This window comes from Enterobacter sp. JBIWA008 (genome assembly GCF_019968765.1).
Classification (GTDB): Bacteria; Pseudomonadota; Gammaproteobacteria; order Enterobacterales; family Enterobacteriaceae; genus Enterobacter.
Map to the genome: position 1 here is coordinate 3,277,963 of NZ_CP074149.1, position 11,563 is coordinate 3,289,525.

General features: G+C 55.3%; 10 protein-coding genes. 7 read left to right on the forward strand and 3 right to left on the reverse strand.

Annotated features, from left to right (window positions below):
- Nucleotides 1–9 precede the first annotated feature (9 nt).
- From KGP24_RS15745 to yejF, 7 genes are all read left to right on the forward strand, one after another.
- A complete protein-coding gene (locus tag KGP24_RS15745) occupies nt 10–723 on the forward strand; it encodes a phosphatase PAP2 family protein (RefSeq protein ID WP_223561072.1) in 714 nt (237 codons plus the stop codon).
- A 415-nt stretch (nt 724–1,138) separates the two neighbouring features.
- Complete coding sequence (mepS, locus tag KGP24_RS15750; RefSeq protein ID WP_008500946.1) at nt 1,139–1,708, forward strand: bifunctional murein DD-endopeptidase/murein LD-carboxypeptidase; 570 nt, start codon at nt 1,139–1,141, stop codon at nt 1,706–1,708.
- A gap of 127 nt (nt 1,709–1,835) precedes the next feature.
- Nucleotides 1,836–3,392 carry a cyclic di-GMP phosphodiesterase gene (locus KGP24_RS15755; RefSeq protein ID WP_223561073.1) on the forward strand — a complete coding sequence of 519 codons (1,557 nt, stop codon included), beginning with the start codon at nt 1,836–1,838 and terminating at the stop codon, nt 3,390–3,392.
- A gap of 74 nt (nt 3,393–3,466) precedes the next feature.
- Nucleotides 3,467–5,272 carry an extracellular solute-binding protein gene (locus KGP24_RS15760; protein WP_223561074.1) on the forward strand — a complete coding sequence of 602 codons (1,806 nt, stop codon included), beginning with the start codon at nt 3,467–3,469 and terminating at the stop codon, nt 5,270–5,272.
- Nucleotides 5,273–5,281: 9 nt separating this feature from the next.
- Nucleotides 5,282–6,376: a microcin C ABC transporter permease YejB gene (locus KGP24_RS15765; RefSeq protein ID WP_223561075.1), complete on the forward strand. Its 1,095-nt coding sequence runs from the start codon at nt 5,282–5,284 to the stop codon at nt 6,374–6,376.
- Nucleotides 6,376–7,401, forward strand: coding sequence for an ABC transporter permease (locus KGP24_RS15770; protein ID WP_223561076.1), 1,026 nt, complete (start codon nt 6,376–6,378; stop codon nt 7,399–7,401). Before KGP24_RS15765 ends, KGP24_RS15770 begins: the two co-directional genes overlap by 1 nt.
- Nucleotide 7,402: 1 nt before the next feature.
- A complete protein-coding gene (gene yejF / locus KGP24_RS15775) occupies nt 7,403–8,992 on the forward strand; it encodes a microcin C ABC transporter ATP-binding protein YejF (RefSeq protein WP_223561077.1) in 1,590 nt (529 codons plus the stop codon).
- Between the two features lie 3 nt (nt 8,993–8,995).
- Here yejF and KGP24_RS15780 read toward each other — a convergent pair whose 3' ends face one another.
- The 3 genes from KGP24_RS15780 to rsuA form a co-directional block, all read right to left on the reverse strand.
- Complete coding sequence (locus tag KGP24_RS15780; protein ID WP_008500952.1) at nt 8,996–9,340, reverse strand: YejG family protein; 345 nt, start codon at nt 9,338–9,340, stop codon at nt 8,996–8,998.
- Nucleotides 9,341–9,619: 279 nt separating this feature from the next.
- Nucleotides 9,620–10,816 carry a Bcr/CflA family multidrug efflux MFS transporter gene (locus KGP24_RS15785; protein WP_223561078.1) on the reverse strand — a complete coding sequence of 399 codons (1,197 nt, stop codon included), beginning with the start codon at nt 10,814–10,816 and terminating at the stop codon, nt 9,620–9,622.
- 15 nt (nt 10,817–10,831) lie between these two features.
- Complete coding sequence (gene rsuA / locus KGP24_RS15790) at nt 10,832–11,539, reverse strand: 16S rRNA pseudouridine(516) synthase RsuA (protein WP_223561079.1); 708 nt, start codon at nt 11,537–11,539, stop codon at nt 10,832–10,834.
- Nucleotides 11,540–11,563: the final 24 nt, after the last annotated feature.

The window sequence follows — 11,563 nt, forward strand, 5'->3', positions numbered from 1 at the left end:
CAGAACGTTATGACAACTCGATTTCCCCTGATATTACTGCTTAATGTCGCCGGTCTGGCGCTTTTCTTCTCCTGGTATATCCCGGCGGATCATGGATTCTGGTTCCCGCTGGATTCTGCCATTTTTCACTTCTTCAACCAGGAGCTGGTGAAGAGCAAAGCGTTTCTGTGGCTGGTGGCAATTACCAACAACCGCGCCTTCGACGGCTTCTCGCTGCTGGCCATGGGCTGCCTGATGCTCTCTTTCTGGCTGAAAGAGGACAAAGCCGGGCGTAGGCGTATTCTCATTATCGGTCTGGTTATGCTGCTGTTTGCCGTCATCATTAACCAGCTGGCAACGGCGATTATTCCGGTTAAGCGTTCAAGCCCAACGCTATTCTTCACCGATATTTATCGCGTCAGCGAACTGCTGCATATTCCAACAAAAGATGCGTCGAAGGACAGTTTCCCCGGCGATCACGGCATGATGCTGCTTATTTTTTCCGCAATTATGCTTCGCTATTTCGGCAGAAAAGCCTTTGCCATAGCCCTGATTATTTTTGTGGTTTTTGCCTTCCCGCGCGTAATGATTGGCGCTCACTGGTTCAGCGATATTGCCGTCGGTTCGCTCTCCGTGGCACTGATTGCGCTGCCGTGGTGTTTGATGACCCCACTGAGCGACAGGATAATAGCGCTGTTCGATCGCTATCTTCCCGGCAGAGCGCAACAACAATTAAACAAATAACTAACCTAAATTAACGTGAGCTATCAGGGATCGACATGATCCCTGATAGCGTTCTCGGCGCGATCTTTCCCCACTGTCATATTTTCGTAATCATATTCATGATAAAAATGAAGCAATTGCACACTGGCGCAGCGGATCCGTCGCTATTTTGAGCAATTCTATGTTTTTACTTTCTGTATCACATTTTCTTATAAAAAAAAGGCTTTTTTTACTCGCAATACCCCAGGCAATCGGTTAATCTCGAACTCGTTTTGCCCCATAGAGATAATTATTTCACTGGCGAATAATTTTGTGCGCTGTGCCACAAATGTGACCAGAAAGAATTGTCTCAATGTGAACAGATAATTAGTCTCGTCACGTTTGGCATTTTTATAACGATATTTGTCGTTAAGGACTTCAAGGGAAAATAAACAAAATGGTCAAATCTCAACCGTTTCTGAGATATATCTTACGGGGAATCCCGGCGATAGCAGTCGCGGTACTGTTGTCTGCATGTAGTACATCGAACACCGCAAAGAATATGCATCCTGAGACGCGTGTTGTGGGAATGGAAGATTCCTCGTCACTGCAAGCCTCTCAGGATGAATTTGAAAATATGGTACGTAATCTGGACGTGAAGTCCCGCATTATGGACCAGTATGCTGACTGGAAAGGCGTGCGCTATCGTCTTGGCGGCAGCACAAAAACAGGTATTGATTGTTCCGGTTTTGTACAGCGTACGTTCCGTGAGCAATTTGGGTTAGATCTTCCGCGTTCAACCTATGAACAGCAGGAGATGGGTAAGTCGATATCACGTACCAAACTGCGCACCGGTGATTTAGTCCTGTTCCGTGCCGGTTCTACAGGTCGACATGTTGGCATCTACATTGGTAATGACCAGTTCGTGCATGCCTCCACCAGCAGCGGTGTGACCATTTCCAGCATGAATGAACCGTACTGGAAGAAGCGCTACAACGAAGCACGCCGCGTACTGACCCGCAGTTAATATGACTATCGTATCGTTGGTTATCCCTTGGCTGACGGTATGATGAAAAAAAGCACTGCTTCGGCAGTGTTTTTTTTTGCCCGTTACACTGAATACATCCAGCGGCATTTCAGGAATCACGACGTCTATGTTCACCCGCTATTTCTCCAGCAATCGCAAGATACTGATCCTCAGCATCATCACAGGCCTGATCGCCGCCCTGCTCCTGGGTTCGTTGCAATTTTTCTGGAGCTACCACAAGCGGGAAGTCAAATTCGACACCCTGATCCACGATGTGAGCAGCTATATGGAGAGCTATTTCGATGATTTAAAAAATTCTATCGATGTGCTGCAGCCGCTCACGTTAAACAATTGCCACGACGTCAATCAGGAACTTACCTCGCGCGCTGCCTTTAGCGTTAACGTTCGCGCATTCCTGCTGGTCAGAGACAAAATGGCGTTCTGCTCTTCTGCCACGGGTCCGATGAATTCCCCGATGGAGGAGCTAATACCTGAGCTGCACATCGACAAACAGATTGATATGGCGTTGCTTCCTGGCACCCCGATGTTGCCCAACAAACCCGCGATTGCCATCTGGTACCGTAACCCGCTAGTGAAGGACGGCGGCGTCTTCACCTCGGTGAATCTCAATCTGACGCCTTATCTGCTCTACACTGCACGCCAGGACGAATTTGCCGGCATCGCCATCATTATTGGCAATCATGCGCTGTCAACGCGGTCCAGCACGCTGGTCAACGCGCATGACCTTCATGAAACGCCGGCCCGTACCGCGACGCTGAAAGACGTTCCCCTGACCATAAACCTGTATGCGGATGCATGGACCAGCGATGAAATTCTCTACGCCCTGTTCTTCGGGCTGGTATGCGGCATTTGTGCCGGATCGCTCAATTACTATATCCTGAGCATTCGCCTCAATCCGGGTAAAGAGATTTTAAGCGCGATTAAGCGCGGTCAGTTTTATGTGGTTTATCAGCCCGTCGTCGATGCTAAATCGCTCAAGATGACCGGGCTTGAAGTGCTGATGCGCTGGAAACACCCGACAATGGGGGAAATTCCGCCGGATGCGTTTATCAATTTTGCCGAAGCGCAGAAGCTGATTGTTCCGCTAACGCTGCATCTCTTTGACCTTATCATTCATGATGCTCCCGTATTACAAACCCTGTTACCTCCGGGAGCAAAGGTGGGCATCAACATTGCGCCGGGGCATCTGCATGCGGAAAGCTTCAAAGACGATATGCGCACCTTCAAAGCGCTACTGCCCCAGGATTACTTCCAGATCGTGCTGGAAATTACCGAGCGCGACATGCTCAATCACCGGGAAGCCAACAGCCTCTTCGAATGGCTGCATCACGAAGGGTTTGAGATAGCCATTGATGATTTTGGCACCGGCCACAGCGCGCTGATTTATCTTGAGCATTTCACCATGGACTACCTCAAGATCGACCGCGGCTTTGTTAATGCAATTGGCACTGAGACCGTGACGTCACCGGTGCTGGATGCCGTCCTGACGCTGGCAAGACGGCTGAATATGTCGACCGTCGCCGAAGGGGTGGAAACGCCGGAACAGGCCGCCTGGCTGCGCGAACACGGCGTTAATTTCCTGCAGGGGTACTTGATTAGCCGCCCGATGCCGCTGGCGCAGTTCCGCGAATGGCGGCCTGATATTTCGCCCGAGGGTGATTAATTTCACATTGCCCGTGACGTCACTTATTATTCAGCTTAACCGAGCCGGTCTGTAAAAGAGGGAGCCTCCGCGAGATGCTTATGCGCTTCATGTTGCTGATGTTGGCACTAACGAGCCTGTCCAGCCAGGCGCAGGCCGTCAAAGAAAATATCGCCTTCGCGGTGATCGGCGAGCCGAAATATGCGGTCAATTTTACGCACTTCGATTACGTTAACCCTGCCGCCCCGAAGGGCGGAAAGGTCACGCTTTCCGCCACGGGAACATTCGACAACTTCAACCGCTTCGCCATGCGCGGCGTAGCGGCCGCGCGCACGGAATCGCTTTACGATACGCTCTTCGTCACGTCCGATGATGAACCCGGCAGCTACTATCCGCTGATTGCCGAGAACGTGCGTTACGCCGATAACTTCGCCTGGGCGGAAATCTCGCTGAATCCGCGAGCACGCTTTCACGACGGTACGCCGGTGAAGGCCAGCGACGTCGCATTCACCTTCCATAAATTCATGACCGAAGGCGTCCCCCAGTTCCGCATCGTATATAAAGGCGCTTCCGTCAGAGCCATTGCGCCGCTCACCGTGCGCATTGAGCTGAGCGAACCGAACAAAGAGAATATGCTCAGCCTGTTCTCGCTGCCGGTGATGCCTGAATCGTTCTGGAAAAATCATAAGCTAAGCGACCCGCTTTCCACGCCGCCGCTGGCAGGCGGCCCATACCGCATCACCGACTGGCGCATGGGGCAATATGTCGTTTACTCTCGCGTGAAAGACTACTGGGCGGCAGACCTGCCGGTAAACCGCGGGCGCTGGAATTTCGACACTCTTCGCTATGATTACTACCTCGACGATAACGTGGCGTTTGAAGCGTTCAAAGCCGGCGCCTTCGATTTACGCGTAGAGAGCAGCGCTAAAAACTGGGCGACCCGCTATATCGGCAAAAATTTCGCCAAAGGCTATATCGTCAAAGACGAGCACAAAAATGAGTCTGCCCAGGACACCCGCTGGCTGGCGTTTAATATTCAGCGTCCGGTATTCAATGACCGCCGGGTGCGCGAAGCCATTTCCCTGGCCTTTGATTTTGAATGGATGAACAAAGCGCTGTTTTACGGGGCTTACAGCCGCGCCAACAGCTATTTTCAAAATACCGAGTACGCCGCGCGCGATTACCCGAAAGCCGACGAGCTGGTCCTGCTGGCGCCGCTGAAAGCAGAGCTGCCTCCGCAGGTTTTCACCACCGTGTTTCAGCCGCCCGCGTCGAACGGTGACGGCTACGACCGCGACAACCTGCTCAAAGCCAGCAAGCTGCTGGATGACGCGGGCTGGCATCTGAAAAATCAAAAGCGTGTTGATGCTAAAACGGGCAAGCCTCTCAGCTTTGAGCTGCTGCTCTCGTCCGGGGGTAACGATCAGTGGGTACTGCCGTTTAAGCACAACCTTGAGCGGCTAGGCGTGACCATGAACATTCGCCAGGTCGATAACGCGCAGATCACCAGCCGCATGCGCAGCCGTGATTACGACATGATGCAGCGGCTGTGGCCCGCGCAGCCATGGCCCAGCTCGGACCTGCAAATCTCCTGGGCCTCCAGCTACATTGACTCCTCATACAATGCGCCGGGGGTAAAAAGCCCGGCGATTGACGCACTGATTGCGAAAATAGTGGCGGCGCAGGGGGATAAAGAAAAGCTCCTGCCGCTCGGGCGCGCCCTCGACAGGGTCTTGACCTGGAACTACTACATGCTGCCGATGTGGTATATGGGCGAGGATCGCCTTGCGCGCTGGGACAAGTTCTCCGTGCCTGCTGTGCGCCCTGTCTATTCCCTGGGCTTTGATACCTGGTGGTATGACGTTAACAAAGCCGCCAGACTTCCCGCTGAGCGGCGATAAGGAATCATCATGGGTGCCTATCTTATCCGTCGTCTCCTGCTGGTCATCCCCACCCTGTGGGCCATCATCACGATTAACTTTTTTATCGTGCAAATCGCCCCCGGCGGCCCGGTCGATCAGGCGATTGCCGCCATTGAATTTGGCAACAGCGGCAGCATGCCCGGCGGTGGCGGCGAAGGGATGGGCGCGAGCCATGCGCGAACCGGCGTAGGCAATATCAGCGAAAGTCATTATCGCGGCGGGCGCGGCCTGGATCCGGAGGTGATCGCCGAGATCACCCACCGTTACGGCTTTGACAAACCGATTCACGAGCGCTATTTCAAAATGCTCTGGGATTACATCCGCTTTGATTTTGGCGATAGCCTTTTTCGCAGTGCGTCAGTGTTAACGTTGATCAAGCAAAGCCTGCCGGTTTCGATAACGCTGGGGCTGTGGGGAACGCTGATTATCTACCTGGTCTCGATTCCGCTCGGGATCCGTAAAGCCGTTTACAACGGCAGCCGGTTTGATATCTGGAGCAGCACGTTCATCATCATCGGCTACGCCATACCGGCGTTTCTGTTTGCCGTCCTGCTGATTGTCTTTTTTGCCGGGGGAAGCTATTTCGACCTCTTCCCGCTGCGGGGGCTGGTCTCCGCCGATTTTAGCTCCCTGCCGTGGTATCAGAAAATCACCGACTATCTCTGGCATATCACGCTGCCGGTGCTGGCCACGGTCATTGGCGGGTTTGCGGCCCTGACCATGTTGACCAAAAACGCCTTTCTCGATGAAATTCGTAAGCAGTACGTCGTCACGGCCCGCGCCAAGGGCGTGAACGAGAAGCAGATCATGTGGAAACACGTGTTCCGCAACGCCATGCTGCTGGTGATCGCCGGATTTCCGGCCACGTTCATCGGCATGTTTTTTACCGGCTCGCTGCTGATAGAGGTGATGTTCTCGCTCAACGGCCTGGGGCTGCTGGGCTATGAGGCTACCGTGTCGCGCGACTATCCGGTGATGTTTGGCACGCTCTATATTTTCACCCTGATTGGCCTGCTGCTGAATATCATCAGTGATATCAGCTATACGCTGGTCGATCCCCGAATCGATTTTGAGGGCCGCTGATGCCGCGTTTAAGCCCCGTCAACCAGGCCCGCTGGGCCCGTTTTCGCCACAACCGCCGAGGCTACTGGTCGCTGTGGATTTTTGCCGTGCTGTTTGCACTAAGCATGTGTTCGGAGCTGATCGCCAACGACAAACCGTTGCTGGTGCATTTTAACGACCGCTGGTACGTGCCGGTTATCGCCAACTATAGCGAAAGCGACTTTGGCGGCCCGTTTGCGACACCGGCGGAGTATCAGGATCCGTGGCTTCGTCAGCAGATTGAGCAGCACGGCTGGGCGCTCTGGGCGCCGATACGCTTTGGCGCAAACAGCATTAACTTCGCCACCACGACTCCCTTTCCTTCCCCACCCTCCGCGCAAAACTGGCTGGGAACGGATGCTAACGGCGGGGACGTGCTGGCGCGCATCCTGTATGGCACGCGAATTTCTCTTCTCTTTGGGCTGATGCTGACGATCTTCTCAAGCGTGATGGGCGTCGTGGCGGGTGCCGTTCAGGGCTACTACGGCGGGAAAATTGACCTGTGGGGTCAGCGGGTTATTGAAGTGTGGTCAGGCATGCCAACGCTGTTTCTGATCATCCTGCTTTCCAGCGTGGTGCAGCCCGGCTTCTGGTGGCTGTTAGGGATTACCGTCCTGTTCGGCTGGATGGCGCTGGTGGGCGTGGTGCGCGCGGAGTTCCTGCGTACCCGCAATTTCGACTATATTCGCGCCGCGCAGGCGCTTGGCGTGAGCGACCGGGGGATCATCTTCCGCCACATGCTTCCCAACGCGGTCGTGGCAACACTCACCTTCCTGCCGTTTATTCTGTGCAGCTCCATCACCACCCTCACCTCGCTGGATTTTCTGGGTTTCGGGCTACCGCTGGGTTCCCCATCGCTCGGCGAACTGCTGCTGCAGGGTAAGAATAACCTGCAGGCGCCGTGGTTAGGCATCGCCGCCTTTCTTTCCGTGGCCGTGCTGCTTTCGCTGCTGATTTTTATTGGCGAAGCCGTGCGCGATGCCTTTGATCCGAACAAGGCGGTATAAAATGACCCAGCCTCTTCTCAGTATTGATAACCTGTCGATTGCTTTTTCAACGCAGGGCGAGACGCGCACCGTGGTCGCCGACCTGTCGCTGCAGATCCAACCCGGTGAAACGCTGGCCCTGGTGGGCGAGTCGGGTTCAGGCAAGAGCGTTTCGGCACTCTCCATCCTGCGGCTGCTGCCGTCTCCGCCGGTGAGCTACCCACAAGGGGATATTCTGTTTCACGGCACTTCGCTGCTGCACGCCGACGAACATACCCTGCGCGGCATTCGCGGCAACAAAATCGCGATGATCTTCCAGGAGCCGATGGTTTCCCTCAATCCGCTGCACAGCCTGGAAAAACAGCTCTATGAAGTGCTATCCCTGCACAGGGGGATGCGCAAAGAGGCCGCGCGGGGAGAAATTCTGGACTGTCTTGAACGAACAGGCATACGCAATGCGGCCAAACGGCTGAATGATTTTCCGCACCAGCTCTCCGGCGGCGAACGCCAGCGCGTGATGATTGCCATGGCCCTGCTCACGCGCCCCGAACTGTTGATTGCCGACGAGCCCACAACGGCGCTGGACGTGACGGTACAGGCGCAAATATTGACGCTGCTGCGGGAACTGCGTGACGAGCTGAACATGAGCCTGCTGTTTATCACGCATAACCTGAGCATTGTGAGAAAGCTGGCCGACAGCGTCGCGGTGATGCAAAACGGACGATGCGTTGAACAGAATACCGCGTCCACGCTGCTGAGCGCGCCGCAGCACCCCTATACGCAGCGTTTACTCGACAGCGAACCCTCCGGCGACCCGGTTCCCCTCAGGGCGGACAGCACACCGCTGCTGCGCGTTGAGGATCTGTCCGTGTCGTTCCCGATCCGCAAAGGTATTCTGCGACGCATCGTCGACCAGAATCCGGTGCTGAAAAACATCCGCTTCTCGCTGCGCCCGGGAGAATCCCTGGGGCTGGTGGGCGAATCCGGTTCGGGTAAAAGCACCACCGGCCTGGCGCTGCTGCGCTTAATTGCCTCCCAGGGCGAGATCCTCTTTGACGATATGCCGCTGCACCGCTGGAACCGCCGTCAGATGCTGCCCGTGCGGCCCCGCATGCAGGTGGTGTTTCAGGATCCCAACTCCTCGCTTAACCCGCGGCTCAGCGTGTTACAGATTATCGAAGAGGGTCTGCGCGTGCATCAGCCCAGCCTGAGCGCCCAGCAGCGAGAGCAGGAAGTTATGCGGGTGATGGCCGAAGTGGGCCTGGATGCCGGGACGCGCCACCGCTATCCGGCTGAATTCTCAGGCGGGCAGCGCCAGCGTATCGCCATTGCCCGCGCGCTGATCCTGAAACCGGAGCTGATTATTCTGGATGAACCGACGTCGTCGCTGGACAGAACCGTTCAGGCTCAGATCCTGGCGCTGCTGAAAGGGCTTCAGGAAAAGCACCGGCTGGCCTATATCTTTATCAGCCACGATCTACAGGTGGTGCGGGCGCTATGCCATCAGGTGATTGTGTTGCGACAGGGAGAAGTGGTCGAGCAAGGTGAGTGCCAGCGCGTATTTAGCGCGCCAACGCAGCGCTACACGCGCCAGCTGTTGTCGGCAGACTAGCGGTCAGAACGGGTACTGGCCGGAGAAAGGCTCAGCGATGGCAACACCAAAATTTTTCAGACGGCAGGTGGCGGCAAACTCGTCCTGGCTTTTCACAAACAGGCACGGCTCACCTTCGCACTCCAGCACGGAGCTGTCGACTTCGATATCCGTCAGGGCCTGACTGAGACGCTCCATCACCCGCCATGCATTTTCGTCGCTCGGGCTCAAGAGCTTGAGCGCCACCAGGCAGTTTTCACAGCCCGCGACGTTTTGCGGAATCGGTTCAACTTTCGAACCTGCAAAACCCGCCGACCAGCGATAGCTCTGGGGCAAGCGATGGACAATGGAGAGTTGTAATGTATTCACGTTCGTTCCCCGGAAGCAAAATTTACTTCACAATTTATTTACATTTATAGTAACACATCATCGCCAGCCTGCACTATTCAGCGCTTTTTTATCCGTATCCAGGCTCGCGTCGGCGCTATATGTACCCGTTTCTGCGATCTAACTCAACCTTTTTGAATACAATGATGTGACTTTTTACACAAATAGATTTTACATAAAATAAACAAACACGGAATAAACGAATGGGGGTTTGGTTGATATGCATCAACAAAAAAGGCCCTGCCGGGCCTTGTCTGTGTTTTAGTGGGCCGCTTTTCGCGGTCGACTGGCGTAAAGATAGAAGAGTATCGAGCTGGTTGCGCAAAAAGCAATCGCCCACAGCATGGGCCATGCCGTCGTAAAGGTGGCCAACGAAAGCAACGCCCCGACGATAGCACCTATACCGAAGCGGAACGTCCCCGCCAGGGAAGATGCGGTGCCCGCCATATGCGGGAACTCATCCAGGATCACTGCCATCGCATTAGATGACACCATCGACACACAGCCGACAAAGGCCGCCACGCCGACCACCAGCGCCCAGAAGCCCACGCCCAGAAACGCGCTCACCACCAGCCAGATAGCCATCACAAACTGGATCCACAGCCCGGCGCGGAACATGTTCAGCGCCCCCACCCGCCGGACAAAACGGCTATTGATGATGGTCATGATGAACAGGAAGACGATGTTAAGCGCAAAGTAATAGCCGAAGTGCTGCGGCGAAACGTGGTTAAGCTCGATGTAGACAAACGGCCCGGCGCTCAGGAATGAGAACATCCCGGCGAAGCTAAACCCGCTTGCCAGCATATAGCTGAGCACGCGCTTGTGGCGAAACAGCGAGGCAAAGTTGCCAATTGTAGTTCGGATGTGGAATTTCTGACGGCGTTCGACGGGAAGCGTTTCATCAATAAAGAAGAAAATCATCGCCGAGGCCAGCAGCGCGGCCAGGGCCAGGATCCAGAAAATCGCATGCCAGCTAAACCACACCAGCACTGCACCACCGGCCATGGGGGCCACCAGCGGCGCAATCGTCGTCACCAGCATCACGAACGACATCATGCGGGAGAACTCTTCTTTCGGGTAGATATCGCGCATCAGGGCGTTAATCACCACGCTTGCCGCTGCCGCCGCCAGACCGTGGAAGAAGCGCATGATAATCAGATGATCGATGGTCTGCGCCAGCGCACAGGCAACCGCTGCGCCCGCAAAGACCAGCGTCCCGCCCAGGATGACGGGCTTGCGCCCAATGCTGTCCGCCATCGGGCCATAGAATAGCTGGCCGAGGGCAAAGCCGAGAATATAGGTGCTGAGCGTCATCTGCGCGCTGCCCGCCGGGACGCCAAACTGCGCAGAGATCACCGGCAGCGCAGGCAGGTACATATCAATAGAAAGCGGCATCAGCATGGCCAGCAGGCCAAGAATGAAGACGATTTTGAATGACGAGTGTGGCCTGGTGGTCACAGAGCTCTCCTGAAATTAGTGCGAAGGCAGGCCGACACTGGCGATCTCTTCTTCCGTTAACGGGCGATATTCGCCAGGCGCCAGGTCGGGATCGAGTTCAATCGCACCAATCCGCTCACGGTGCAGGCCAACAACGTGGTTCCCCACCGCGGCAAACATACGTTTCACCTGATGGTAACGCCCTTCGCTGATGGTCAGACGGACTTCCGTCGGCGTGATCACCTCAAGCACGGCGGGTTTGGTCAGATCTTTTTCATTATGCAGCTGAACGCCTTTCGCGAATTGCTCTTCCGTGTCATCCGACACCGGCGACTCCAGCGTGACCAGATAGGTTTTCTCGCAGTGGTGACGCGGGGAAGTAATGCGATGCGACCACTGCCCGTCGTCGGTCATCAGCACCAGCCCCGTGGTGTCGATGTCGAGACGGCCTGCGGCGTGCAGCTTGTGCGCCACCGGTTCGTCGAGGAAATAGAGCACCGTCGGGTGATCGGGATCGTCCGTTGAGCAGACGTAGCCTTCCGGCTTATTGAGCATAAAGTAGCGCGGACCGTGCTGCTGGGTCAGCGGATTGCCGTCATACTCCACCTGATGGTCAGGTTGCAGTTTGAACGCGCTGTCTCTCACAATGTCGCCATCCACGGTAACGCGGCTGGCGCGAATTTCGCGCCCGGCAATAGCGCGGCTTACGCCGAGTTGCTGAGCGATAAACTTATCAAGTCGCATGAAATCTTTTTAGCCTTAATGGTG

Coding starts and splice junctions, on each gene's coding strand:
- KGP24_RS15755 (WP_223561073.1), top strand. CDS start 1,836: ATGTTCACCCGCTATTTCTCCAGCAATCGCAAGATACTGATCCTCAGC.
- mepS (WP_008500946.1), top strand. CDS start 1,139: ATGGTCAAATCTCAACCGTTTCTGAGATATATCTTACGGGGAATCCCG.
- yejF (WP_223561077.1), top strand. CDS start 7,403: ATGACCCAGCCTCTTCTCAGTATTGATAACCTGTCGATTGCTTTTTCA.
- KGP24_RS15765 (WP_223561075.1), top strand. CDS start 5,282: ATGGGTGCCTATCTTATCCGTCGTCTCCTGCTGGTCATCCCCACCCTG.
- KGP24_RS15760 (WP_223561074.1), top strand. CDS start 3,467: ATGCTTATGCGCTTCATGTTGCTGATGTTGGCACTAACGAGCCTGTCC.
- KGP24_RS15770 (WP_223561076.1), top strand. CDS start 6,376: ATGCCGCGTTTAAGCCCCGTCAACCAGGCCCGCTGGGCCCGTTTTCGC.
- KGP24_RS15745 (WP_223561072.1), top strand. CDS start 10: ATGACAACTCGATTTCCCCTGATATTACTGCTTAATGTCGCCGGTCTG.
- rsuA (WP_223561079.1), bottom strand. CDS start 11,539: ATGCGACTTGATAAGTTTATCGCTCAGCAACTCGGCGTAAGCCGCGCT.